We start from the raw sequence: 26,750 nt of genomic DNA, 5'->3' as shown, positions 1-26,750 counted from the left end.
CCTATCAGAATGCGGCCAGGAACTGAACAATCATTTCCAAACGATGCCTTTGATGGCAAGCCTTTAGTGGGCAGCCTGCTTGCTGACGATGTTGATCAGGCGATAACGCAGGGAGGGGGCATCCGCCGGTACATCGGTGAGCTGCTCCTTGCTGACGGTCAAGCGGTACCGGTAGCCGGGTTCAAACTGAAATCCTTCAATCTGTTGGTAGAAGAGGCTCCAGGCTTGCTGTTCATCGCTGCGAACCTGCATGCACTGCATGGGGCCGACACCGACGCAGTCAATCAGCTGGCTGTTGATGTAGAGCGTTTCCCCTTGTGACGGGACGGGAGTGGTCTGGCAGGCGGTGAGCAGCAGGGCGGCGCTGAGGAAGAGTGGTCTCATGATGGACTCCTTTGTGATCGAAAAGGGGCATTAGAGCGGCAAATAAAAAGGCGGTCAATGACCGCCTTGGTAACAAACCATGTCGACTCAGGGCATCAGCGCTGATCGATAGGAGTGAATTCCCGCAGTGGTTGCCCTGTATAGAGCTGACGCGGACGACCGATCTTCTGATCCGGATCCGAGTGCATTTCGTTCCAGTGGGCAATCCAGCCGATGGTACGGGAGATGGCGAAGATCACGGTGAACATGGACATGGGGATGCCGATGGCCTTCATGATGATGCCGGAGTAGAAGTCCACGTTCGGGTAGAGCTTCTTCTCGATGAAGTAGGGGTCGGACAGCGCAATGCGTTCCAGCTCCATGGCCACTTCCAGCAGCGGATCCTTGATCTGCAGCTCTTCCAGCACTTCGTGACAGGTCTGACGCATCATCTGGGCACGGGGATCGTGGTTCTTGTAGACACGGTGACCGAAACCCATCAGACGGAAGGGATCATTCTTGTCCTTGGCCTTGGCGATGTACTCGGGAATGCGTTCCACCGAGCCGATCTCTTCGAGCATCTTGAGGCAAGCTTCGTTGGCACCACCGTGGGCCGGACCCCACAGGGAGGCGATCCCGGCGGCAATACAGGCAAACGGGTTGGCACCGGAGGAGCCGGCCAGACGCACTGTGGAGGTGGAGGCGTTTTGCTCGTGATCCGCATGCAGGGTAAAGATGCGGTCCATGGCGCGTTCGACGATGGGATTGACCTTGTACTCTTCGGTCGGCACGCCAAACATCATGTGCAGGAAGTTGCCGGCATAGGAGAGGGCGTTACGCGGCTGCATGAACGGCTGACCGATGGAGTACTTGTAGCACATGGCGGCCAGGGTCGGCATCTTGGAGAGCAGACGGAAGGCACAGATCTCGCGATGCTCTTCATTGTTGATGTCGAGCGCATCGTGATAGAAGGCAGACAGCGCACTGACCACGCCGCACATGATGGCCATGGGGTGGGAGTCACGACGGAAGCCGCGGAAGAAGAAGGCGATCTGTTCGTGCACCATGGTATGGCGGGTGACCAGACGATCGAATTCCGTGTACTGCGCCTTGGTAGGTGCCTCGCCGTACAGCAGGATATAGCAGACTTCGAGGTAGCTGGCCTGGGTGGCCAACTGGGCGATGGGGTAACCACGGTGCAGCAAGACACCCTGATCTCCGTCGATATAGGTAATGGATGATTTACAAGCACCGGTTGCCATAAATCCGGGGTCAAAGGTGAAGTACCCTTGCGCGCCCAATTTTCTGACGTCAATCACGTCGGGTCCGACAGTCCCTGACAGGATCGGTAGTTCTACCGGGTCTTTACCGGGCAGATGTAGGGTGGCTATCTTATCAGCCATAGCACGTCTCCTTTGCTCTTTTATAATTGGTTCCAGCTCTACTTTATTACGAGTTTGATGACGCTGGCAAAGGTTCTGACCCGTACCAGGGCGGCTGGAGCGCCTTATTTGAAACAGAGTTCAGGGTCGTTGTCAATTTTGCTGGATGATCATTAATGATTTGTTAAATGAGTTGTGAGATCTGGTTTACGGTTTTGAGTTTTCTTTGTAGCTAATTGATTGTCATTGGTTAAGCCCGCCGATATACTGCGCCTCGTGGGTGATGGCTGTCGGTGTTTGAAACGCTTTCGCAAAGCCGGATGTGATATTGAAAATGTTATTTTTGGCTTTCCTGAGTTGTTTTGGTAACAAAAACCCAACAAATGCCACTCCGTGCCCTCATAAGCGTGTAAAAACAATAACTAACGTGCTCAATGGAGCTGAGTGGGCAAAGCCGTGAAAAATAAACAGAGACCTGTAAACCTCGACCTACAGACGATCAGCTTTCCTGTCACCGCCATCGCTTCCATCTTGCATCGTGTCTCAGGGGTGATCACCTTTGTGGCGCTCTCTATCTTGCTGTGGATGCTTGGTACTTCACTCGCCTCTCCCGAAGGATTTGAAACAGTGGTGTCCATCATGGACAACTTCCTGGTCAAATTCGTGTTGTGGGGGATCCTGACTGCGCTGGCTTACCACATTGTGGGCGGTTTGCGTCACTTGGTCATGGACATGGGCTATTGGGAAGAGCTGGAATCCGGTAATCAGAGTGCCCGTGTGGCCTTCGTGATCACCGCGATTTTGGCGGTATTGGCGGGGGTACTGGTATGGTAACCAATTCTGCAACATTCGGGCGCAGCGGTGTTCATGATTACATCCTGATCCGCGCCACCGCCCTCATCATGACGGCTTACGTCCTCTATCTGGTTGGTTTTGTCGCCTTCAATGACATCAGCTACGAGGTATGGACCGGCTTTTTCGCCAAAACTTTCACCAAGGTATTCACCCTGTTGACCCTGCTGTGCGTACTGATCCACGCCTGGATTGGTCTGTGGCAGGTGCTGACTGACTATATCAAGCCGGTGGGACTGCGTGGTGCACTGCAATTTGCGCTGGTCGTGGTGCTGTTTGTCTATCTGATGACTGGTTTCGTCGTGCTGTGGGGTGTGTAAGGTGACTATTCCAACTCGTGAATTTGATGCGGTCGTGATTGGTGCCGGTGGTGCCGGTATGCGCGCCGCACTGCAGATTGCCCAATCCGGCAAGAGCTGCGCTCTGTTGTCCAAGGTCTTCCCGACCCGTTCTCATACTGTTTCCGCTCAGGGCGGGATCACGGTTGCGCTGGGCAATGCCCACGATGACAACTGGCAATGGCACATGTATGACACCGTTAAAGGCTCCGATTACATCGGTGACCAGGAAGCGATCGAATACATGTGCAAGACAGGCCCTGAGGCCATCTATGAGCTGGAGAACATGGGCTTGCCCTTCTCCCGTTTCGACAACGGCTCCGTTTACCAGCGTCCGTTTGGTGGCCAGTCCAAGAATTTTGGTGGCGAGCAGGCGGCCCGCACTGCGGCTGCTGCTGACCGTACCGGTCACGCCCTGCTGCACACCCTCTATCAACAGAACGTCAAGAGCAAGACCACCGTTTTCTCCGAGTGGTATGCGCTGGATCTGGTGAAAAACCAAGATGGTCACATCGTTGGCTGTACCGCCATCGATATGGAGAGCGGCGAAGTCGTCTACTTCAAGGCCAAGGCCACAGTGCTTGCCACCGGCGGCGCCGGTCGAATCTACCAGTCCACCACCAATGCCCACATCAACACCGGTGACGGTGTCGGCATGGCGCTGCGCGCTGGCGTCGGCGTACAGGACATGGAGTTCTGGCAGTTCCACCCGACCGGCATCGCCGGGGCAGGGGTGCTGGTGACCGAAGGGTGCCGCGGTGAAGGCGGCTATCTGCTGAACAAGGATGGCGAGCGCTTCATGGAGCGTTACGCGCCGAACGCCAAGGACCTGGCCGGTCGCGATGTGGTGGCTCGTTCCATCATGATCGAAATCCGCGAAGGCCGTGGTTGCGATGGTCCCTGGGGCCCGCACATCAAGCTCAAGCTGGATCACCTCGGCAAAGAGGTGCTGGAATCCCGTCTGCCAGGGATCTGCGAGCTCTCTCGCACCTTCGCCCACGTGGATCCGGTCAAAGAGCCCATCCCGATTATCCCGACCTGCCACTACATGATGGGCGGCGTGCCGACCAACGTGAACGGCCAGTGTCTGGCCCAGGATAAAGACGGCAATGACGTTCCTGTGGTCGGTTTGTTTGCGGTAGGGGAGATAGCCTGCGTCTCCGTGCACGGTGCCAACCGCCTCGGCGGCAACTCGCTGCTGGATCTGGTGGTGTTTGGCCGCGCGGCCGGCATGCACCTGGTCAATACCCTGGGCGAGATGGACCACGGTCGCGATGCCAGCGAATCTGACATCGACGCTGCCATGGCCCGCTTCAATCGCTGGGAAAACACCCGCGACGGGGAAGACCCGGTCCAGATCCGCAAGGACCTGCAGACCTGCATGCAGAACAACTTCTCCGTGTTCCGTGAAGGTGACGCCATGGCCGAAGGGCTGGCCGAGCTCAAGCTTATCCGCGAGCGTCTGAAGAATGCCCGTCTGGATGACACATCCAAGGAGTTCAACACCCAGCGCATCGAGTGCCTGGAGCTGGACAACCTGATGGAGACGGCGTTCGCCACCGCGGTGGCTGCCAACTTCCGTACCGAGAGTCGTGGTGCTCACAGCCGCTTCGATTTCCCGGATCGCGACGATGAGGGTTGGCTGTGCCACAGCCTCTATCATCCGGACACAGAGTCCATGACCCGTCGCGCTGTCAACATGTCTCCGAAAACACGCGAGGCATTCCCACCCAAGGTGCGGACTTACTGACCGATGGTGGAGACAAGCACCATGAAGGGCACATTATCGGCGTATCGCTACATTCGCCGGTCTGTGAAGAGGTGGGAGGCATTCCCATCTCTCTTCTCCAAGGTGCGGACTTAACGATTGCGGAGCCAAACAACATGAACGTCACATTCTCTGTCTACAGATACAATCCGGATGTTGATAACGTCCCCTATATGAAGGAATATCGTCTTGATATTCCTGAAGGTTCCGACATGATGGTGCTCGACGCACTGATCCAGTTGAAAGAGCTGGATCCCACTCTCGCCTTCCGCCGCTCATGCCGCGAAGGCGTCTGTGGATCGGACGGTCTCAACATGAATGGCAAGAATGGTCTTGCCTGCATCACCCCGCTCTCCGATCTGCTGAAGAAGGGCAATAACGTCGTTATCCGCCCCTTGCCTGGCCTGCCGGTGATCCGCGATCTGGTGATCGACATGACCCAGTTCTACACCCAGTGGGAGAAGGTCAAACCCTTCCTCATCAACGATGAAAAATTGCCGCCCGTGCGTGAGCACCTGCAATCCCCCGAAGAGCGCGCCAAGCTGGATGGCCTGTACGAGTGTATTCTCTGTGCTTGCTGCTCCACCTCTTGCCCCTCCTTCTGGTGGAACCCGGACAAGTTCATCGGCCCGGCCGGTCTGCTCGCAGCCTACCGCTGGTTGGCTGACAGCCGCGACACCGCCGCCACCGAACGACTGGGTAACCTGGATGACGCCTTCAGCGTGTTCCGTTGCCACGGCATCATGAACTGCGTGAACGTCTGTCCCAAGGGCTTGAACCCGACCAAAGCCATCGGTCAGATCAAGTCGATGCTGCTCAATCGGGCTGTTTAGTATCAGGGCCAGGGCGTCACGCGCCAGGCCCGACCTCTGGATAGCCATCCGACCCCATGGCTGGATGGCTATTTAAACCCTACAAGCTGCGCTGCAGTGAACAAGATGTACAAGGGATAGAAATGCATAACGGCGTGATGAAGGCCTGGTTGGAGTCATCTCACCTGGCTGGTGCGAATGCAAGCTATATTGAGGATTTGTACGAATCCTTCCTGGAAGACCCTGAATCCGTAGCCGAAGAGTGGCGCAGCCTGTTTAGCGCGCTGCCCCAGGTCAATGGCCACGCGGTTGAACAACCTCACTCCCGAGTCCGCGATTATTTCCGTCGTCTGGCCAAGGATCCCTCCCGTTACAGTGCCCCCGTCTCCGATCCGCAAGTGGATGCGAAACAGGTGCGCGTGCTGCAACTGATCAACGCTTTCCGTTTCCGCGGTCACCAGAATGCCAATCTGGACCCCCTTGGTCTCTGGACCCGTGAAACCGTTGCCGAACTGGATCCTGCTTTCCACAATCTGCAGGGCGCAGACATGGAGGCCACCTTCAATGTCGGTTCCTATGCCATCGGTCGCGAGACCATGGTGCTCTCCGATCTCTACGCCTCGCTCAAGAAAACCTACTGCAACAGCATAGGTGCCGATTACATGCACCTCACCTCTACCGAGGAGAAACGCTGGCTGCAGGACAGACTCGAATCCATCGAGGCCAAGGGCAACTACAGCCTCGAAGAGAAGACCCGTTTTCTCGAGAGCCTGACCGCTGCCGAAGGGCTGGAAAAATACCTGGGTGCCAAGTTCCCCGGTGCCAAGCGTTTCTCCCTGGAAGGGGGCGATGCCATGGTGCCCATGCTCAAGGAGTTGATCCGTCGCGCCGGTGAGCAAGGTTGCAAAGAGGCCGTCATCGGCATGGCCCACCGTGGCCGCCTGAACGTGCTGATCAACGTGCTTGGCAAGCGGGCACAAGAGCTGTTCGACGAGTTCGCCGGCAAGCATGGCGAGTCCTGGGGCACAGGGGATGTGAAGTACCACATGGGTTTCTCCTCCGATTTCGCCACCCCGGGCGGCAACGTTCACCTGGCGCTCGCCTTCAACCCGTCTCACCTCGAGATCGTCAACCCGGTTGTCATCGGTTCCGTCCGTGCGCGGATGGACAGACGTGGCGACAAGGATGGCTCCAGCGTCCTGCCCATCACCATTCACGGTGATTCGGCCATCGCCGGTCAGGGTGTGGTTGCCGAGACCTTCAACATGTCCCAGACCCGTGCCTATGGCGTGGGCGGGACTGTGCGTATCGTCATCAACAACCAGGTCGGTTTCACCACCTCCAACATGCGTGACGTGCGCTCCACCGAATATTGCACCGACATCGCCAAGGCGGTGCAGGCCCCCGTGCTGCACGTCAACGGGGATGATCCGGAAGCCGTTGTGCTGGTGACCCAGATTGCGCTGGATTACCGCAATACCTTCAAGCGCGACGTGGTGATCGAGCTGGTCTGCTACCGTCGTCACGGTCACAACGAGGCGGACGAGCCGAGCGCGACCCAGCCCTTGATGTACCAGAAGATCAAGCAGCACCCGACTCCTCGCAAGATCTACGCCGATCAGCTGGTAGCCGAAGGCAGCATCACCCAGGAGCTGGCCACCACCCAGGTCAACGACTATCGCGATGCCCTGGACAAGGGGGAGCGCGTGGTCAAGGAGTGGCGTCCGATGGAGCTGCACTCCGTCGACTGGACCCCGTACCTGGGTCACGACTGGGCTATGCACTATGACAGCACTGTGGCGATGGATCACCTCAAGTCACTGGGTGAGCGCATCAGCCAGTACCCGGCCGCCCACACGCTGCAGCGTCAGGTCGAGAAGATTTACGAAGACCGCCGTCTGATGGCTGCGGGCGAGAAGCTGCTGGATTGGGGCTTTGCCGAGACCCTGGCTTACGCCACCCTGGTGGACAAGGGGTCCCGCATCCGCATCACGGGTCAGGATTCCGGCCGTGGTACTTTCTTCCACCGCCACGCCGTGCTGCACAATCAGAACGATGCCAGCACCTACACGCCGCTGTGCAATATCCACGATGAACAGGGTCCATTCGAAGTCTTCGACTCCGTCTTGTCCGAAGAGGCGGTACTGGCGTTTGAATATGGTTATGCCAGCGCCGAGCCGGCCGGTCTCACCATCTGGGAAGCCCAGTTTGGCGACTTTGCCAACGGCGCCCAGGTGGTGATCGACCAGTTCCTCTCCTCCGGTGAGCAGAAGTGGGGCCGTATGTGCGGTCTGACCATGCTGCTGCCCCACGGTTACGAGGGGCAGGGGCCTGAGCACTCCTCCGCGCGGCTGGAACGCTATCTGCAGATGTGCGCAGAGCACAATATGCAGGTGTGCGTACCGTCCAACCCGGCTCAGGTATTCCACATGCTGCGTCGTCAGGTGGTGCGCCCCATGCGCCGTCCGCTGATCGTGATGTCGCCGAAATCCCTGCTGCGCCATCCGCTGGCGGTGAGCAAGCTCGAAGAGCTGGCCGAAGGCACCTTCCAGAATGCCATCGGCGAGATAGATGCCCTGGATCCGAAAGGGGTCAAGCGCGTGGTGTTCTGCTCAGGCAAGGTTTACTACGACCTGCTCGATGCCCGTCGCAAGGCCGAACAGCAGGACGTGGCGTTGGTGCGTATCGAACAGCTCTATCCCTTCCCTGAAGCGGAAGTGCGCGCCATTCTGGCCGATTACGCCCATGTCACCGATTTCGTCTGGTGTCAGGAAGAGCCGCAGAACCAGGGCGCCTGGTACTGCACCCGTCATCACTACGATGGCGTGCTGCCAAGCGGTGCCCGTCTGCGTTATGCCGGTCGCCCGGCCTCGGCCTCACCCGCCGTCGGTTATATGTCGGTCCATACCAAGCAGCAGAAAGCCCTGGTGGAAGACGCCCTTACTCTGGCCTAAGCCCTGAACAAGAAGTAACAAGGAACTGATTACATGACTATCGAGATCAAGGTACCGGACCTGCCGGAATCAGTGGCGGACGCCACCATCGCCACCTGGCACAAGAAACCGGGTGATCTGGTTGCCCGTGACGAAGTACTGGTTGACATCGAAACCGATAAAGTCGTGCTGGAAGTCCCCGCGCCGGAAGCCGGTATTCTGGGTGACATCCTGCAAGCGGAAGGGGCGACCGTGTTGTCCCGCCAGCTGATCGCCATGCTCAAGCCGGCTCCCGTGGCCGGTGAAGAGACCAAAGAGAAGCCGGTGGAAGCGGTTGCCGACGACGGCGCAGATGGCTTGAGCCCCTCCGTTCGCCGTCTGGTGGCCGAGCACGCCATCGACGTTGCCAAACTGACCGGCACCGGCAAGGGTGGTCGCGTCACCAAGGAAGACGTGGAAGCCTTCATCAAGGGTGGCAACAAACCTGCCGCCGCGCCGGCCGCAGCTGCGCCTGTGGCAGCAGTAGCACCGCTGGTGGGTCGCACCGAGAAGCGCGTGCCCATGACTCGTCTGCGCAAGCGCATTGCCGAGCGTCTGCTGGAAGCCAAAAACACCACTGCCATGCTGACCACTTTCAACGAGATCAACATGGCGCCCATCATGAAGCTGCGCAAGCAGTACGGCGAGATCTTCGAGAAGAAGCACGGCATCAAGCTCGGCTTCATGTCCTTCTACGTCAAGGCGGTGGTGGAGTCCCTGAAACGCTATCCGGAAGTGAACGCCGGGCTGGACGGTGACGACATCGTTTACCACAACTATTTCGACGTCAGCATCGCCGTTTCTACCCCCCGCGGGTTGGTGACCCCTGTGCTGCGCGATTGCGACAACATGAGCCTGGCCGACATCGAGAAGGCCATCAAAGACTTGGCTGGCAAGGGCCGTGACGGCAAGCTGACCGTGGATGAACTGACTGGCGGCAACTTCACCATCACCAACGGTGGTGTGTTTGGCTCCCTGATGTCCACCCCCATCATCAACCCGCCCCAAAGCGCCATCTTGGGTATGCACAAGATCCAGGACAGACCTATGGCGGTGGACGGCAAGGTCGAGATCCTGCCGATGATGTACCTGGCCCTCTCTTATGATCACCGCATCGTCGACGGTCGCGAGTCGGTGGGCTTCCTGGTCTCCATCAAGGAGCTGCTGGAAGACCCGACCCGTCTGTTGCTGGATGTCTAGGCAATCAGCAAAATTCTGAGCGAATTAGAAAGATAACAAGGGGCCCTTGAGGCCCCCTTCACAGGGGATTGAGAAACACGAGCCCCGGACGGAAATACCTACAACACGGATAGAGCATCTATGAATCTGCATGAATATCAGGCAAAAAAGCTGTTTGCCGAGTATGGCCTGCCGGTCTCCGAAGGTTATGCCTGTGCAACCCCGCAGGAAGCGGCCGAAGCGGCCGATAAAATTGGCGGCACCACCTGGGTCGTCAAGTGCCAGGTCCACGCGGGTGGCCGCGGTAAAGCGGGCGGCGTCAAGCTGGCCAAGAGCAAGGACGAGATCCGCGCTTTTGCCCAGAACTGGCTCGGCAAGAACCTGGTGACCTATCAGACTGACGCCAACGGTCAGCCGGTGACCAAGATCCTGGTGGAATCCTGCACCGACATCGCCAAGGAGCTCTATCTGGGCGCCGTGGTCGATCGTGGCAGCCGTCGCGTGGTCTTCATGGCCTCTACCGAAGGTGGCGTGGATATTGAAAAGATTGCCCACGAAACCCCGGAACTCATTCACAAGGCCGCCATCGATCCGCTGGTGGGCCCGCAGGCCTATCAGGCGCGCGAGCTGGCCTTCAAGCTGGGTCTGGTCGGCGATCAGATCAAGCAGTTCACCAAGATCTTCATGGGTCTGGGCCAGATGTTCCTGGATTGCGACTTCGCGCTGCTGGAGATCAACCCGTTGGTGATCACGGCCCAGGGCAACCTACATTGCCTCGACGGCAAGATCAACATCGATGCCAACGCCCTGTATCGCCAGCCCAAGCTGCGCGAGATGCACGATCCCTCCCAGGATGACCCCCGCGAAGCGCACGCCGCCCAGTGGGAGCTGAACTATGTGGCACTCGATGGCAACATCGGCTGCATGGTCAACGGCGCCGGTCTGGCCATGGGCACCATGGACATCGTCAATCTGCACGGCGGCTCACCGGCCAACTTCCTGGATGTCGGCGGCGGCGCCACCAAGGAACGTGTGACCGAGGCGTTCAAGATCATCCTCTCCGACAGCAAGGTGCAGGCCGTGCTGGTCAACATTTTCGGCGGCATAGTGCGCTGCGACATGATCGCGGAAGGCATTATCGGCGCAGTGAAGGAAGTGGGGGTCAAGGTGCCCGTGGTAGTGCGTCTGGAAGGCAACAATGCCGAACTGGGTGCCCGTAAACTGGCCGACAGCGGCCTCAATATCATCGCCGCAACGAGTCTGACTGACGCAGCTCAGCAAGTGGTTAAAGCAGCGGAGGCCAAATAATGAGCGTTCTGATCAACAAAGACACCAAGGTGATCTGCCAGGGCTTCACCGGCGGTCAGGGTACCTTCCACTCCGAACAGGCGATTGCCTACGGTACCCAGATGGTCGGCGGCGTGTCGCCAGGCAAGGGTGGCACCACCCACCTGGGCCTGCCGGTGTTCAACACAGTGCGTGATGCGGTTGAAACCACGGGTGCCACTGCTTCCGTCATCTATGTGCCAGCGCCGTTCTGCAAGGACGCCATCCTGGAAGCCATCGATGCCGGCATCAAGCTCATCGTTACCATCACCGAAGGCATCCCGACCCTGGACATGCTCGAGGTCAAGGTGAAGCTGCAAGAGACGGGCGTGCGCATGATAGGCCCGAACTGCCCGGGTGTGATCACCCCGGGTGAGTGCAAGATCGGTATCATGCCGGGCCACATCCACAAGCCGGGCAAGGTGGGCATCGTCTCCCGCTCCGGCACCCTGACCTATGAAGCGGTCAAGCAGACCACGGACGAGGGCTTCGGCCAGTCCACCTGCGTCGGTATCGGTGGCGACCCCATCCCGGGTTCCAACTTCATCGACATCCTGGAGATGTTCCAGAACGATCCCAAGACCGAAGCGATTGTGATGATCGGCGAGATCGGCGGCAGCGCCGAGGAAGAAGCGGCGGCCTACATCAAGGCCCACGTCACCAAGCCGGTGGTCTCCTACATAGCGGGCGTCACCGCCCCGGCTGGCAAGCGCATGGGTCATGCGGGCGCCATCATCGCCGGTGGCAAGGGCACGGCAGCAGAGAAATTTGCCGCCCTGGAAGATGCGGGCGTAAAAACCGTGCGCTCCCTTGCTGATATCGGCAAGGCTCTGCGTGAAGTGACTGGCTGGTAATTCCTTTCAGCCTGTTATCTCTGATAGAAAAATGCCGCCCGATGGGCGGCATTTTTTATGGCTGATAAACGTTAGGCTTCACTTCGAACCAACCTACATTATTTTCTGCTTTGTAGGTTGTGGCTGAGCCTGCGAAGCCCAACGCTTACCGCAGACCGTTGCCAACCTTGAAAAATCGGGCCATAAGGCGTATAACCACGCGCTTTACTGGTCTATTTAGCGAGCCCCTCCATGCAGCAAGTCGAGAAAATGCAGCCAACTCCTTTTTGGCAGGAAAAGACCCTGCAACAGATGACAGCTGCCGAGTGGGAGTCCCTGTGCGATGGCTGCGGCAAGTGCTGCCTGAACAAGCTGATCGATGAGGATACCGACGAACTGGTGTTCACCAATGTGGCCTGCGATCTGCTCAACACCAAGACCTGCCAGTGCTCCGATTACGGCAACCGCTTCCAGAAAGAGCCTGATTGCCTGCAGATCACATTCGACAAGATTGCCGAGTATGACTGGCTGCCCTCGACCTGTGCCTACCGGTTGCTGGCCGAGGGGCAGACCCTGCCCGAATGGCATCCGCTGATCACCGGCAGTCGCTCCGCCATGCATCAGGCGGGACAGTCGGTGCGCGGCAAGGTGATACACGAAGCTCATGCCGGTGAGTGGATCGATCACATCATCACCTGGGCGAGTTGAACCCAGGTCAGCCAAGCCGTTATCCGGTCCACAGTGCTGTTGATATGCCGCAGGGGCAGGGGAGTCATACTCTTCTGCCCCTGCTGCTATCAGGTGGCTTGCTATTAGCGATACACGGGCTCTGCCTTATCCTGCTCCCTCCCTGAGAGAGTGTGTACTGAGCACGCCTTGCGGGGGCTATGGGGGCCTATCGAAGGATCCCGTTGCGGCTTTTTGCTTCACTGAAAAGAGGGAAGAGACGGGCAGGAGGGTGAGGGGAGAATCCACCCCAGTCCTTTCCGGGTGAAGGGGGAGGGATGTCAGATCCCTTTCGAGTGGATGCCTGCTGGCAAGCAGACATAAAAAAACCGGCGCCTGGGCGCCGGTTTTTAGTCACTGCGACTCTTGCTTACCAATAAGCGATTACAGAGAAGCGGTGAAGGTACGGGTAATGACGTCTTGCTGTTGCTCTTTGGTCAAAGAGTTGAAGCGAACGGCATAACCGGATACGCGGATGGTCAACTGCGGATATTTCTCCGGGTTTTCCATGGCGTCCAGCAGCATTTCACGGTTCATCACGTTCACGTTCAGGTGCTGACCACCTTCCAGGTTGGACTCGTGATGGAAGTAACCGTCCATCAGGCCAGCCAGGTTGGCTTTCTGGGATTCCATGTCTTTACCCAGGGCGTTCGGCACGATGGAGAAGGTATAGGAGATACCATCTTTGGCGTAAGCGAACGGCAGCTTGGCAACGGAAGTCAGGGAAGCAACGGCACCCTTCTGGTCACGACCGTGCATCGGGTTGGCACCCGGGCCAAACGGCGCGCCTGAGCGACGACCATCCGGGGTGTTACCGGTCTTCTTGCCATACACGACGTTGGAGGTGATGGTCAGTACGGACTGGGTCGCCACGGCGCCACGGTAGGTGTTCAGCTTCTGAATTTTCTTCATGAAGCGTTCAACCAGGTCACAGGCGATGTCATCGACGCGAGCGTCGTTGTTACCGAACTGCGGGTATTCGCCGTCGATTTCGAAGTCGATGGCAACGCCATCTTCGTCACGAACCGGCTTGACCTTGGCGTACTTGATGGCAGACAGGGAGTCAGCCGCAACAGACAGACCGGCGATGCCGCAAGCCATGGTGCGATAGACATCACGGTCGTGCAGCGCCATCAGGGAGGCTTCGTAGCTGTACTTGTCGTGCATGTAGTGGATGATGTTCAGGGCAGCCACGTACTGCTTGGCCAGCCAGTCCATGAAGTGATCCAGACGATCCATCACGTCGTTGTAGTCGAGGTACTCGCTCTTGACCATTTCGGTCTTGGGACCGATCTGGATTTTGAGTTTCTCGTCCATACCGCCGTTGATTGCATACAGCATGGTCTTGGCCAGGTTGGCACGGGCACCGAAGAACTGCATCTGTTTGCCGACGATCATCGGGGACACGCAGCAAGCGATGGCATAGTCATCGTTGTTGAAGTCCGGACGCATCAGATCGTCGTTCTCGTACTGAACGGAAGAGGTCTCGATAGATACCTTGGCACAGTACTTCTTGAACCCGATTGGCAGCTGCTCGGACCACAGTATGGTCAGGTTCGGCTCAGGGGACGGGCCCATGGTGTACAGGGTGTTCAGCATACGGAAGCTGTTCTTGGTGACCAGGGTACGGCCATCAACGCCCATACCAGCCAGGGTCTCGGTTGCCCACATGGGGTCGCCGGAGAACAGTGAATCGTATTCGGGAGTACGCAGGAAGCGAACCATACGCAGCTTCATGACCATGTGGTCCATCAGCTCCTGGGCTTCTTGCTCGGTGAGCACGCCTTTTTTCAGGTCACGTTCGATGTAGACGTCCAGGAAGCTGGAGGTACGACCGAAGGACATGGCGGCACCGTTCTGGGACTTGACTGCCGCCAGGTAGGCGAAGTAGGTCCACTGTACGGCTTCTTTGGCGTTCTTGGCCGGTACTGAGATATCGCAGCCGTATTTGGCAGCCATGACCTTCATCTGTGCCAGGGCACGGTGCTGCTCGGAGATCTCTTCGCGCAGACGGATGGTGGCTTCTAGGTTGACGCCATTTTCCAGATCAGCTTGCAGGGACTTGAACTGGGCCAGTTTGTCGGCCATCAGGAAGTCGATGCCGTACAGGGCAACACGACGGTAGTCACCGATGATACGGCCACGACCGTAGGCATCCGGCAGACCTGTGATGACGCCGGACTTGCGGCAGTTCAGGATGTCCTTGGTGTAAACGTCGAACACGCCCTGGTTGTGAGTCTTGCGGTACTCGGTGAAGATCTTCTCGACCATGGGGTCAAGTTGACGACCGTACACTTCGCAAGAGGTCTTGACCATCTTGATACCGCCGTTGGCGATGATGGCGCGCTTGAGCGGCTTGTCGGTCTGCAGACCTACAATTTGCTCCAGGCTCTGATCGATATAGCCGGCATCGTGAGCGGTAATGGTGGAGGGCAGGTCGGTATCAAAATCGACCGGCGCATGGGTGCGGTTCTCGATCTTGATGCCTTCCATGACCTTGTCCCACAGCTTGGTGGTAGCTTCGGTCGCGCCAGCCAGGAAGGACTCGTCACCTTCATACGGGGTGTAGTTCTTCTGGATGAAGTCACGGGTGTTGACAGAGGTCTGCCATTCACCGGCCGCGAAGCCTTCCCATGCTTTTTGGAACTGTTCGTTAAGTTCTGCCATTTTCATTACCTCACACGGTATTGATGTAGTATCCCGCAATCATCCTTAATGATGACGACGGAAGATAAACCAGTAAGTCAGACCAACCATGACGCCACCACCAATGATATTACCTATGGTGACAGGAATGAGGTTGTGTAGGACGAAGTTGGATACGGTCAGATCGGCAAAGGTCGCCGGATCCTGGCCGATGGCCTGCCAAAATTCCGGGCCTGCGACGCTATGGATAGCGATACCGACCGGGATCATAAACATGTTTGCGATGCTGTGCTCGAAACCGGATGCCACGAACATGGCCACCGGGAGCAGCATGACCATCACCTTGTCGGTTGCACTGCGGGCACCGAAGGCCATCCACACGGCGAGACACACCATGAGGTTGCAGAGAATACCGAGGGCGAGGGCCTCGAAGAAGGTGTGGTGGATCTTGTGCTGGGCCACTTTCAGGGCATTGAGGCCCCATTGGCCATTTGCCGCCGTGTACTCGGCCGACATGATGATGAGCGCGACTATGATGAGACCGCCGATGAGGTTGCCGAAGTAGACCAGCCCCCAGTTCTTGAGCAGTTGACCCCAGGTGATGCGATTGGCGGCCTTGGCCACCAGCGTCAGGGTCGTGGAGGTGAACAACTCGGCACCGAGCAGCACACACAGAATAAGACCGAGGGAGAAACAGAGGCCGCCGACCAGTTTGCTGAGGCCCCAGGCCACATCGCCGGCACCCGTGGTGACAGTGATGAAAAAGACAAACGCGATGGCGATGAAAGCGCCTGCTGTGATGGCAAGGGGGATGACCTTGTGTGCAGGCTTGGTAGCCTTGGCATAGGTGATGTCTTCTGCCAATGCTGCGATGGCTTCTGGCTTGAGACAATCAAAGGGAGATTCTGCTTTCAATTCTCATGTACCTGCTGTTTTGCCTGTGGAAATCATAACAAAGGGCCAGATCGTCAAAATTGACTCCGATCAAGAATTGCAGATTGTGAATGTAATTTTACTACAAATATTTGAGTCCTCTGGAAGCCGTTCTTTACACCAGGTTTCAGCTGAAACAGAAATGATGCATTTTTTAATGCAATGATTTTAAAGAATTTCTTTGTCAAGCCATAAAACAGGCACTGGCAAGGCATCTTTGCATCCGTTCCGCATCATGCCCCCTTGGCTGCCAATCCCCTTAGGGGTATTTTTTGTTTTTTATTTCATCTTTGAATAACAAACCACTCGCCAGGGCACCATATAACAGAAGGGGCCATCAAGGCCCCTTCAACAGACTATCACATCAGGCCCAGCTATGGGCTCGTTTGGCTTTTTGCAGTTTCTCGTAAGCGGCCAGCAGCTTCTGGTGCAGCGGGAACTGGGCGAGCGACAGATCCGCCGCCTCCAGTCCGTGGAAGCGGGCTTCACCGCGGGCGTTGGCCCAGGCATGGGCCAGGGTCTCTTCCCCGTACATGCGGGTAAAGACGGCGCGGTACTGCTCAGGATCACGCTCCTCGTCGATGAACAGCTCGACACAGGCGCGCAGCGCACGGTAATAGTTGGCGCGATCAGCCGGGAACACGGACTGGTTGAACTCCATGGTCCAGTCGATGAGATCCAGCGCCGTCTCCAGCTCACCGGCGGCCAGCGCCAGCATGGCTTTGAGCTCGCCCACCCGCAGGGTGTGCAGGGCTGTGGCCTTGGCGGCGGCGATGCCGAGCAGCTCGCGCACCCGGGTACGCTCGTCATGTCCCTCTTCGTCCAGTTGATCGAACAACGCCATGTACTGCTCGGCATCCCACTCCAGGGACGGCAGCGCCAGGATCACTTCCCGCAGGTTGGCCCCCATGTTGTTGTTGGCCAGCAGCAAGTCTTCGGCCGGGTAGATGTCGGACATACCCGGCACCAGGATGCGGCAGGCGTAGACGCCCAGATGCTCATAGTCGGCGATGTAGACCGGCTGCTCCAGCTCGTGGAAGATGCCGATCAGGTGGTCGAACTCCTCCTGGGAGGTACCGCGGAAATCCCAGTCAGCGAACTCGAAGTCCGTATCCTGCTTGAACAGATCCCAGCTGATGAGGCCTGATGAGTCGATGAAGTGGGTTTCCAGATTATGGTGATCAGCCACCTGCTCATTGTCGAATGACGGCGGCACGAACACGTCCAGATCCTTCAAGCCACGGCCTTGCAGCAGCTCGGTGACGGTACGCTCGAAAGCCACTTCGAAGCGCGGGTGGGCGCCGAAGGAGGCAAAGCAGGTGCCGTTGCTCGGGTTGAGCAGCACCACGCAGATGACCGGATAACGGCCGCCCAGGGAGGCATCGAAGCTGTAAATGGGGAAACCTTCGGCTTCGAGCGCGGCGATGGAGGCAGCGATCCCCGGATAACGGGCAATCACCTCGTCCGGGATCAGTGGCAGGCTCAGGGCCTCGGCGATGATCTTGTTCTTCACGTGGCGCTCGAACACTTCAGAGAGTGCCTGAGTGCGCGCCTCGGTGCGGGTGTTGCCGGCGCTCATGCCGTTGGAGACATAGAGGTTGCCGATGATGTTCATCGGGATATAGACGGTCTCGTGGTCAGACTGACGCTCGAAGGGCAGGGCGACGATGCCGCGTTCTTCGTTGTTCGACTGCAAATCCACCAGCATGTCGGCTGTGACTTCACCGTCCGGGTTGTAGAACTTGCGGGTGAAGGGGTCGAGCAGACCGGCCGGGAACTGGTCACCCTCGATGGGGAACCACTTCTCGTTCGGGTAGTGTACGAAATCACAGTTCGCCACCTGCTCGCCCAGATAGAAGTCGGCGAAGAAGTAGTTGGTGGAGAGGCGTTCGAAATATTCGCCAAGGGCGGAGGCGAGAGCCGCCTTCTTGCTGGCACCCTTGCCGTTGGTGAAACAGAGGGCGCACTCCTTGTCCCGGATGTGCACGGACCAGACGTTGGGCACAGGGTTGAGCCAGGAGGCCTCTTCAATATCAAACCCCAGGGCTTGCAGCTTGGTCTGGAAACGGTCGATGGAGTCTTCCAGTGCCGCGTCCTTGCCGGGAATAAAAGTGTGGTCGGTCATCACAATATCCTGATTTTTATTGGCTCATGTTTGGCCGCAGATAATAGCAGGGGTCAGCCCGTTTGGCAGGCAAAAAACAGGATTGGCACCCGGGAGCCCCAGCGTTGATCCCGCGCCAATCTTGTGCAAGAGGCTGGGGGATACCCGCTTGGCGGCCAAGGCTACGGCGGGCTGGCGGATATTGCAGCGAACGGCACAGAATATTGCGCAATTCGACTTGCACCTGCCGTCACAATCCGTAATGTGGACAGATGCATTTTTCGCAACACGTATTTTGTAATCTACTTGTGAACGGCCCGCGTCGGACAAGGGGTTACGGGTTTCAATACACAGTTTCTATAACAGCTATCCAGGGTAGGACATTATGAAAAAAGTAGGTTTGGTCGGTTGGCGTGGCATGGTGGGCTCGGTATTGATGAGCCGGATGCAGGAAGAGAAGGATTTTGCCCGTATTCAACCCACCTTCTTCACCACCTCCCAGGCCGGTGAGGCCGCCCCCAACTTCGGCGTGGATGCCGGTACCTTGCAGGATGCCTTCGATATCGAGGCGCTGGCCAAGCAGGATATCATCATCACGGCGCAAGGCGGCGACTACACCAAGGATGTCTATCCCCGTCTGAAGGCCGCTGGCTGGCAAGGTTACTGGATTGACGCCGCCTCCTCCCTGCGGATGGAAAAAGACGCCGTCATCATACTGGATCCGGTCAACGGTGACGTCATCGAACAGGCGCTGGACAAGGGGCTCAAGACCTTCGTCGGTGGCAACTGCACCGTCAGCCTGATGCTGCTGGCCCTGGGTGGCCTGTTCAAGGCCGATCTGGTGGAGTGGGTCAGTGTGGCGACCTATCAGGCTGCATCGGGCGGTGGCGCGCGTCACATGCGCGAGCTGGTCACCCAGATGGGTCTGCTGCGCGACGAAGTGGCGGTGGAGCTGGCGGATCCCGCCTCTGCCATCCTGGATATCGAGCGCAAGATCACCGAGAAGACCCGATCAGGCACCTTGCCGGTGGACAACTTCGGCGTGCCGCTGGCCGGTGGCCTCATCCCCTGGATTGACACCAAGCTCGACAACGGCCAGAGCCGCGAAGAGTGGAAGGGCCAGGCCGAGACCAACAAGATCCTGGGGATCGAAGATGCCGCCATTCCGGTGGATGGTCTGTGCGTGCGGATCGGTGCCCTGCGTTGCCACAGCCAGGCCTTCACCATCAAACTCAAAAAAGACGTGCCGCTGGCGGAGATCGAAGCCCTGCTGGCTGCCCATAACGACTGGGTGAAAGTGATCCCCAACGATCGCGACATCACCGCCCGCGAGCTGACACCGGCCGCCGTCACCGGTACCCTCAGCATTCCGGTCGGTCGTCTGCGCAAGCTCAACATGGGCCCGGAATACCTGGCCGCCTTCACCGTGGGTGACCAGCTGCTGTGGGGCGCCGCCGAGCCCCTGCGCCGCATGCTCAACATACTGCTAGCCCGTGGCTGACGTTGATAGGCAATGGATAATGAAAGGACAGGGGGCTCAGGCCCCCTGTTTTTTTGCCTCTTTTTTATATCGACGCTGTGTGCCAGCCAGGGCAGGGCTATGTCGGCGGTGTTGTCCCTTGTATTGACACCGACTGTTTCGTTATTAAGTGAACGGGTAGCATCACTTCGCAACCCATTATTTTTCTCTGGCTCAATAGCCATGTTTCACTATTTTTCATGCAGTATCCGTTCACGGCCTGAGTTGCCGAAAGCAGGGATGATTCATCTTTATTTGAAATAATGGACGGGCTGGCCGCTATTAAGCTGCTGCCCTTGTTATCTTATGGTTTGTTACAAATGAGGGCGCCCGCAGGATATCCCTCAAGACTCCGATTGATTACACTGGCGGCCTTGGCCCCTCGTGCCCTTTGTATGCCGATATGTCACCACGAAACTATGCATCGATGTGGCATCCCTGTGGCTGTCAGTGAGGCGAGGGCGTGCTGATCGGGCACCATGGCCAGATATCCCTGCAGATAAGCAGATAAATTGCGGCGCAGCTGGCGACTGATATGAATATGAAATAAGTGCAACAACAGAAAACAATAATAATGTTCAGGCTTGAGAATTGGGACATAACATGAGAGTCGTGTGGAGTGTATTGTATTTCTTCAGTGTTGTTGCCCTCGCTGGTCCAGTGCTGGTCAAGGAGCAGAAAAAGGGCAGCAATCCGCTGATGGTACCCTATCAGCAATATCGGCTGGATAATGGCCTGACGGTGATCCTGACGCAGGATCACTCCGATCCTCTGGTCTATGTAGAGATGAATTATCGGGTCGGGTTGGCCGAAGAGGCGCCGGGCCAGTCCGGTATGGCCCACCTCTTTGAACACATGATGTTCCAGGGCTCGGCCCACGTGGGGAAGCTGGGGCATACCCGTCTGTTGCAACAGGTGGGGGGGCGCGGCATCAACGGGCTGACGACGCGGGATCAGACCCGCTATTACCAGACGGTGCCGGCCAACCAGTTGGAAAAAGTGCTCTGGCTGGAGTCGGATCGGATGGGCTTTCTGCTCGATAACCTCTATCAGCAGAAGTTTGATGCCAAGCGTGACGTCGCCAAAAACGAGCGAGCCGAGTTTGTCGACGGGCCAGCCTATGGTCGGGTGCCGGAGGTGCTGAATCGGACCCTCTATCCACCCAATCACCCCTACTTCAATACGCCATTCGGGCGAGTCGAGGATCTGGATCGTCTCACTCTGGAGGATGTACGCCAGTTCTTCCTGCGCTGGTATGGCCCCAACAACGCCACTCTGGTGATAGGTGGCGATATCCAGCCGGCGCAAACCCTGGCCTGGGTCGAACGGTATTTCGGCACCCTGCCTACAGGCCCCAAGCTGTCCCGTTCAGTGACCCGGCCTGTTGCCCTGAAAAAGAGCCGCTACCGCACTCTGGTTGATCAGGTCGCTGAGCCCATGCTGGTGCTGGCCTATCCCACCATCTCTGCCCGGGAACCCGGCTTTGAAGCCCTGGACCTGCTGGCCGATCAATTGGGTGGCTCAGCCAGTGGCGTGCTGCAACAACAGCTGCAACAAAGTGGCAAGCTGGTATCTGTCTTTGCCAACCATGAGTGCGGTGTGCTCGCCTGCATGCTGGTGATCAGGGCGATCCCCAATCTGGCGCAGGGGGCGGAGCTTGGGCCCATCAAGAACGAAATAGACAATGTCATCGCCCGTTTTGCTCGGGATGGGGCCTCCAAAGCCCAGATCGACCACTCGGCCAATGCCTTGCGTGCCGATCTCATCTGGTCGCTCGACAGCGTGGCCGGCAAGGCCGAGCAGTTGAGTACCGGGCATAGCCTGTTTCAGGATCCCAATTATTTTCATCGCTATCTCGAGCGAATAGCGAGGGTAACACCCGCCGATCTGCAGCGGGTGCTGCAGCGTTATGTACTGCAAAAACCCAGGGTGGTGCTGAGCGTAGTGCCCGGGGATCACCTCGAATGGCAGGCAGGCCCGGCCAATTTTGTCGAGCCGCCCCCCTTGCCACCGAGCTTGTCCCACACCCGGCTGGTCCCTCGTCTTGTCGAAGAAACTCTCGACAGGCGCAAGATGCCCGCAAGTGGCGGGGCTCTGGCGGTGCCCATACCGACCCTGTGGCAAGCCAGCCTGGGGGATAGGGTCTCACTGCTCGGCCACTACAGCGACGAGGTGCCAGCTTTTGTCATGAGCATACATTGGCCCGGCGGACGCAGGGCCGAGCCGGATGGCAAGGCCGGACTGGCGGAGCTGACAGCCGGCATGCTCTTCCAGGGCAACGAGCATTGGCAGCTGGCCTCCATTGAGGAGCGGGCACGTCAGTTGGGCGCCAGACTCAGTTTTGGTCATGATGGTAGCCACAGCACTGTCTGGATACAGGGCGTGACCTCCCACTTTGACGAGACGCTGGCCCTGGTGCGGGAGCTGCTGCTTCAGCCTGCCTTGCGCCCGACGGACTTCCAGCGCATCAAGCTCGAGACCCGGCAATGGCTGAAACAACAGGCAAGGGATCCGCAGTGGCAGGCCGACCAGCAGTTTTATGCGCTGATTGACGGCCTGGCCAGGGTACCAGATCCGCAGGCCCAGTGGCAGACGCTGACCCTGGATGACGTGCGAGCCTTCTATCACTCCGTGTATCGCAGCGGTGAGGCCCGGGTCGTAGTGAGCGGCGATCTGGCGCAGGAGAAGGTGGTGAGTGCACTCTCTTTTCTGGTTGAGCCAGAGGGGCAGTCGCCCACCTTGCAGCCACTCGGGTTTACCGGCCAGCAGGCCAGACGCGCCATCTATTTGGTGGACAATCCCGGTGCCAGCCAGAGCCTTGTTCGCATGGGCCGTCGTGCCATGGCGAGCGATGCGGTTGGCGAGCAGTTTCTGGCCCGGTTGATGAACGCTTCTTTGACTGAGCGTCTCCATATTCGGCTGAGGGAAGAGCTGGGGTATACCTATGGCATCCACCCCTCATTCAATGGCAACAACAAGGCGGGTTATTTCTTGCTGGAGAGCAGTGTGCGCACCGACGTCACTCGGGCCGCCTTGCAGCAGATCTTGCAGGAGCTCGATAAATACCAGCGGCAGGGCCCCACCCGGCTGGAGGTGCGAACCCTGCGTGAAGGTGTGCTCAACCGTCAGGCGCTGGATTACGAGACACTGCCCCAGGAGGTGGATTACATGTTGCCCATCTTGCTGGATCAGTGGCCGCAAAATTACGTGGAGCAGCGGGTGCAGGCGGTCAGCCAGCTGTCGGCGTTGACCCTGAGAGACCTTGCCCGGCGCTGGCTCGATCCCGATGACATGGTGATAGTGGTCGTGGGGGATGCCAAGATACTGGCCCCTGAACTCGCGACCTTGGGCTGGCCGGTGAAGCGGGTGGCGCTCGGTTTCTGACATCGACTGTTGGCTCGCCACGCCATCAGCTCGTGCCGGCAGTCAAGTAGCCATAAAAGAGCCCGCCCCATCACAGCGATGGGGCGGGCTCTTTGTACGTCAGATTGTCTGTCAGCCGTAAAGGTTAGCCTTTGTCCGTCAGACGAGGGCCAGTGCCGCTGCCAGATCGGCGATCAGATCGTCGGCGTCCTCCACGCCAATGCTGAAGCGGATGAGATCGTCATTCACCCCGGCGGCGAGACGGCTCGCTTCATCCATGGCGGCGTGGGTGGTGCTGGCCGGATGGCAGGCCAGGCTCTCGAGATCGCCGAAGCTCACCGCCTGCACGAACAGTTGCAGGTTGTCGAGCAGGGTGGCGCAGCGCGCAAAGCCCCCTTCCAGCTCGATACTGATCATGCCGCCAAAGCCGCTGGCGAAGGCGCCGAGGGCATCGTGGCCCGGGTGGCTGACGAGGCCCGGGTAGATCACCTTCTTCACCGCCGGGTGAGCGGCCAGGAAGTCGGCCACTTTCTGAGCGTTGTGCAGGTGGGCATCCATGCGCAGGGGTAGGGTCTTGACTCCGCGCTGCAGCAGGTAAGCCTCCTGCGGGCCTATGGGGGATCCAATGTGCTTGAGCGCCACGGTGCGGATGGATTTCATCAGCGCGTGGGAGCCGGCCACTACCCCGGCGATGATGTCGCCGTGGCCGCCTAGATATTTGGTGCCGCTGTGCATCACTATGTCGATGCCAAGCTCGAGTGGGCGCAGCAGATAGGGGGTGAGGAAGGTGTTGTCACACACGCTGATGGCACCCACCTTGCGGGCCGCTTCCACTACCACCCGCGGATCCACCACCTTGAGGGTGGGGTTGGTCAGGGTTTCGAACAGTACCACCTTGGTGGCGGGACGAATGTTGGCCAGCAGATCCTGATCGCTCTCATAGGCGGTGACCTTGATGCCGGCACGGCTGAAGGTCTGTTTCAGGAAGGCATCTGTGCCGCCGTAGAGCGGACCTATGTAGGCCACCTCATCGCCGCTGTCGGCCAGGGCATACATGATGGCGCTCACCGCCGCCATGCCGCTTGCCACCACCAACGCCTCGTCGGCGCCCTCAAGGGCCGCCAGTTTTTGCTCCAGCTCGGCTGTGGTGGGATTGCCAAAGCGGCTGTAGATGAAGCCGGGGGCCTGACCCGCGAAACGCTCCTTGCCCGCCTGGGCATTGAAGTAGCTGAAGGTGCTGCTCTGGTAGAGGGGGGTGGTGAGGGCGCCGGTCTGGGGATCGATCCGTTGGCCGCTGTGCACGCTCATTGTCTTGAATTTCATTCTATTACTCCGTCATTGCCAGGCTGTGGCTTAACTGCTTGTGTCATCCGGGTGGCGGGACGCCACGGCATCCCCCGTTTAATAGGTATGGCAGAGTCAGGCTGGCTGCGGTTCGCGCCGCTCGCTGCTTGTTGTCTGCCCGCTTGCCATCTGTTCGTTGGCTGAAGCCGGGTCGGCGGTATAGTGGCGCGCCGCCACATCCGGGTGGGAGCGCAACCGTCCTTTCAGCACGTTTTCCCCCACCTGATAGAAGAGCGGGTTGGCGGGGTCGCTCTCGGGGCCTTGCGCCTGCGCTGCCAGACTCGGCGACAGGGTCAGCAGCGGCACAGTGGCATCGAGCCGCGCCGCCATAAAGAAGGCGCAGGAGAGGCGCGATACCCCCGGCGGCGGGCTCACCACCCTGTGCAGGGTGGCCTTGAGGTAGCCGTTGGAAGCCAGCTCAAGCAACTCGCCGATGTTGACCACCAGGGCCCCCGGCAGGGGCGGCGCAGGGATCCAGCCTGCCGCCGTCTCCACCTCAAGCCCTGAGTGATCGTCCTGCATCACCAGGGTCAGGTAGCCGGGATCCTTGTGGGCGCCCACTCCCTGGCTGCTGCTACCTGCTTCGCGCCCCGGATAGTGGATGAGCTTCATGTGCTGGTAGGGCTTGCCGCGAATGCTGGCATCGAACACGCCTTGCGGCTGCGCCAGCACCTCGGCGAAGGCGTCGAGCAGGGTGAGGGTGATGTCGCTGAGGCGCTCCTGCCAGGCCAGCAGCTGCGCTTTCATTTCGGGCAGGGCTGCAGGCCACTGGTTGGGGCCTATCAGCCGCTGCCAGGGGGCATGGATCTCGTCTTTTGCCAGCGCAGGCGTCTCATTCATGATGTCGAACTGCTCGCGCCGGTCCGGCCGCTGGCGGGTGAGTTCGGCGCCCACCTGGTTGTAACCGCGAAAATGGGGAGAGTGTACCATCTGCACTGCCCGTTTTTCCTGTTCCGGCAGGGCGAAGAAACGGGCCGCCAGCGCCAGGGTCTCTTGCTGTTGCGCCTCGCTCAGGCCATGGCCTGTCAGATAGAAAAAGCCGATGTCGCGGGCCGCCCGGCCAAGCTTGGCCAGCATGTGGCGACGAGCCTCGGGGTCGCCACCAAGGGCGGCGAGATCGATGAGCGGCAGTGGTGAATGTTCCATGTGCACCTCCTCATTTTCTGAGTATCGGGGCTTTCCCGACGACTCAGTGCAAACATGACAGCGCGGGTCGGTGGTGATACACCGGGCCGACCGGTAAAGATGGCGCCATTTGGATTGAGGGTGATGCTACTGTTCGGTGCTGTAAGACGGAAACAACAAATTATTCTTAGTTATATACAAAAATCGAAATAGAATTCGATGCCCGTTCGGGTGGGTGTTTATTGAGCGGTCCACTGAGCTGTGTTCCGACTGCCCCATCAGCACAGCGGGCCCCCGGCTATTGCGAGAACAAGCGGCTGGCTGGCATAGCGTTCACTGGCGGGAGTGGGCCGGGCTATCGGAGACACGAAACAAGAAGGGAGGCTGATGCCTCCCTTCTTGTTTCGTGCTTTGAGCAGGGATCAGGCAATGGCCTGATCGGTGAGGGTGCTCAGTTACCCACTCAGTAGCCCAGAGTAAAGCGCTGGCGCAGGTGAGCCGGTTTTTCCACCTCGTTCAGCACGCCATCGGCCAGATCGCCGACCGTGATCCCGGCAGGCTTGTCACCGCTAAAGAGCACCTGATCGCCACCGAGGTGATAGCTACCGCGCTTGTCGCCGGGCTCGAGGAACACGGGCGGGGAGACGAAACGCCAGTCGAGGGTGGTTTCACGGCGCAGGGCGGTGAGACCGTCGCGGGCCGCCAGTGCGCCCTGCTTCCACTCGGCCGGGAAGTCCGGGGTATCCACCAGCTGTACGCCGGGGGCGACTTCCAGACTGCCGGCACCACCGACCACCAGCAACCAGCTGTGGGCGGTCACGGCCGCCGCGACTATGGCCTTAGCTCCTTTGAGGTACTGGTCGTAGATGTCCGGTGCGGTCCAGCCCGGGTTGTAGGCGCTGATCACCCGGTCGTTCCCCTTGAGCACCTCGGCCAGTGCCTGTGGGTTCTGGGCATCTACCGCCACGGCGGTGACCTGCGGGTGGGCAGTGACTTTGCTGACATCGCGGACGATGGCGGTGACGTGATGGCCGCGGCTGACGGATTCATTGAGGATGGCTGTACCGACAAAACCGCTGGCACCGATCAGGGCAATTTTCATGGGTGATTCTCCTTCACTGTTGGAATGGGGCTATCCTACTCCGCCAAATGTGATTTAATAATC

19 protein-coding genes are annotated in these 26,750 nt (G+C 58.7%); 11 read left to right on the top strand and 8 right to left on the bottom strand.

The genetic code is table 11. The annotated features are described in order from the left end of the window. Positions 1-63 precede the first annotated feature (63 nt). Together AXW79_RS12130 and AXW79_RS12125 are read right to left on the bottom strand one after the other, a co-directional pair. Positions 64-384 carry a DUF4377 domain-containing protein gene (locus tag AXW79_RS12130; RefSeq protein WP_005310889.1) on the bottom strand — a complete coding sequence of 107 codons (321 nt, stop codon included), beginning with the start codon at positions 382-384 and terminating at the stop codon, positions 64-66. Between the two features lie 95 nt (positions 385-479). After that, complete coding sequence (locus AXW79_RS12125; RefSeq protein WP_005310891.1) at positions 480-1,766, bottom strand: citrate synthase; 1,287 nt, start codon at positions 1,764-1,766, stop codon at positions 480-482. Positions 1,767-2,189: 423 nt separating this feature from the next. Between AXW79_RS12125 and sdhC the strand changes: the two genes are divergently transcribed. From sdhC to AXW79_RS12080, 9 genes are all read left to right on the top strand, one after another. After that, entirely contained in the window at positions 2,190-2,579 is a 390-nt protein-coding gene (sdhC, locus tag AXW79_RS12120) for a succinate dehydrogenase cytochrome b556 subunit (protein WP_005300207.1), read from the top strand. Beyond that, complete coding sequence (sdhD, locus tag AXW79_RS12115) at positions 2,573-2,917, top strand: succinate dehydrogenase, hydrophobic membrane anchor protein (RefSeq protein ID WP_005310895.1); 345 nt, start codon at positions 2,573-2,575, stop codon at positions 2,915-2,917. The genes sdhC and sdhD overlap by 7 nt, the downstream gene beginning before the upstream one ends. A 1-nt stretch (position 2,918) precedes the next feature. Beyond that, entirely contained in the window at positions 2,919-4,685 is a 1,767-nt protein-coding gene (gene sdhA, locus AXW79_RS12110) for a succinate dehydrogenase flavoprotein subunit (RefSeq protein ID WP_034524204.1), read from the top strand. Positions 4,686-4,819: 134 nt separating this feature from the next. After that, positions 4,820-5,536, top strand: a complete 717-nt coding sequence (locus AXW79_RS12105) for a succinate dehydrogenase iron-sulfur subunit (protein WP_005310899.1) — start codon at positions 4,820-4,822, stop codon at positions 5,534-5,536. A 122-nt stretch (positions 5,537-5,658) separates the two neighbouring features. Beyond that, positions 5,659-8,469 (top strand): 2-oxoglutarate dehydrogenase E1 component, encoded by a 2,811-nt coding sequence (sucA, locus tag AXW79_RS12100; protein WP_005310901.1) that lies wholly within the window; start codon positions 5,659-5,661, stop codon positions 8,467-8,469. A gap of 33 nt (positions 8,470-8,502) precedes the next feature. Further along, positions 8,503-9,687, top strand: a complete 1,185-nt coding sequence (gene odhB, locus AXW79_RS12095; RefSeq protein ID WP_011898799.1) for a 2-oxoglutarate dehydrogenase complex dihydrolipoyllysine-residue succinyltransferase — start codon at positions 8,503-8,505, stop codon at positions 9,685-9,687. 120 nt (positions 9,688-9,807) lie between these two features. Further along, positions 9,808-10,974: an ADP-forming succinate--CoA ligase subunit beta gene (sucC, locus tag AXW79_RS12090; protein ID WP_005310904.1), complete on the top strand. Its 1,167-nt coding sequence runs from the start codon at positions 9,808-9,810 to the stop codon at positions 10,972-10,974. Continuing rightward, positions 10,974-11,846 (top strand): succinate--CoA ligase subunit alpha, encoded by an 873-nt coding sequence (gene sucD, locus AXW79_RS12085; protein ID WP_005310908.1) that lies wholly within the window; start codon positions 10,974-10,976, stop codon positions 11,844-11,846. Before sucC ends, sucD begins: the two co-directional genes overlap by 1 nt. A gap of 249 nt (positions 11,847-12,095) precedes the next feature. After that, positions 12,096-12,533: a YcgN family cysteine cluster protein gene (locus AXW79_RS12080; protein ID WP_005310910.1), complete on the top strand. Its 438-nt coding sequence runs from the start codon at positions 12,096-12,098 to the stop codon at positions 12,531-12,533. A gap of 402 nt (positions 12,534-12,935) precedes the next feature. Here the strand turns inward: AXW79_RS12080 and pflB are convergent, their stop codons facing one another. From pflB to ycaO, 3 genes are all read right to left on the bottom strand, one after another. Further along, positions 12,936-15,218, bottom strand: a complete 2,283-nt coding sequence (gene pflB / locus AXW79_RS12075) for a formate C-acetyltransferase (RefSeq protein WP_005310911.1) — start codon at positions 15,216-15,218, stop codon at positions 12,936-12,938. A gap of 45 nt (positions 15,219-15,263) precedes the next feature. After that, on the bottom strand, positions 15,264-16,112 hold the full coding sequence (focA, locus tag AXW79_RS12070; protein WP_005310913.1) for a formate transporter FocA: 849 nt from the start codon (positions 16,110-16,112) through the stop codon (positions 15,264-15,266). Positions 16,113-16,494: 382 nt separating this feature from the next. Beyond that, positions 16,495-18,255 carry a 30S ribosomal protein S12 methylthiotransferase accessory factor YcaO gene (gene ycaO / locus AXW79_RS12065; protein ID WP_005310915.1) on the bottom strand — a complete coding sequence of 587 codons (1,761 nt, stop codon included), beginning with the start codon at positions 18,253-18,255 and terminating at the stop codon, positions 16,495-16,497. 364 nt (positions 18,256-18,619) lie between these two features. Between ycaO and asd the strand changes: the two genes are divergently transcribed. Together asd and AXW79_RS12055 are read left to right on the top strand one after the other, a co-directional pair. Then, positions 18,620-19,735: an aspartate-semialdehyde dehydrogenase gene (gene asd / locus AXW79_RS12060; RefSeq protein WP_005310917.1), complete on the top strand. Its 1,116-nt coding sequence runs from the start codon at positions 18,620-18,622 to the stop codon at positions 19,733-19,735. A gap of 621 nt (positions 19,736-20,356) precedes the next feature. Beyond that, positions 20,357-23,137, top strand: coding sequence for a M16 family metallopeptidase (locus AXW79_RS12055; RefSeq protein ID WP_011898797.1), 2,781 nt, complete (start codon positions 20,357-20,359; stop codon positions 23,135-23,137). A 138-nt stretch (positions 23,138-23,275) separates the two neighbouring features. Here AXW79_RS12055 and AXW79_RS12050 read toward each other — a convergent pair whose 3' ends face one another. From AXW79_RS12050 to AXW79_RS12040, 3 genes are all read right to left on the bottom strand, one after another. Then, positions 23,276-24,439, bottom strand: coding sequence for a trans-sulfuration enzyme family protein (locus AXW79_RS12050; protein ID WP_005310919.1), 1,164 nt, complete (start codon positions 24,437-24,439; stop codon positions 23,276-23,278). A 96-nt stretch (positions 24,440-24,535) separates the two neighbouring features. After that, positions 24,536-25,606: an isopenicillin N synthase family dioxygenase gene (locus AXW79_RS12045; protein ID WP_005310920.1), complete on the bottom strand. Its 1,071-nt coding sequence runs from the start codon at positions 25,604-25,606 to the stop codon at positions 24,536-24,538. A 442-nt stretch (positions 25,607-26,048) separates the two neighbouring features. Beyond that, positions 26,049-26,687: an NAD(P)-dependent oxidoreductase gene (locus AXW79_RS12040; RefSeq protein WP_005310921.1), complete on the bottom strand. Its 639-nt coding sequence runs from the start codon at positions 26,685-26,687 to the stop codon at positions 26,049-26,051. Positions 26,688-26,750: the final 63 nt, after the last annotated feature.

The sequence above is a fragment of the Aeromonas salmonicida subsp. salmonicida genome, assembly GCF_001643305.1.
GTDB classification, from domain to species: domain Bacteria; phylum Pseudomonadota; class Gammaproteobacteria; order Enterobacterales; family Aeromonadaceae; genus Aeromonas; species Aeromonas salmonicida.
This window is presented reverse-complemented; position numbering and strand designations above follow the sequence as displayed.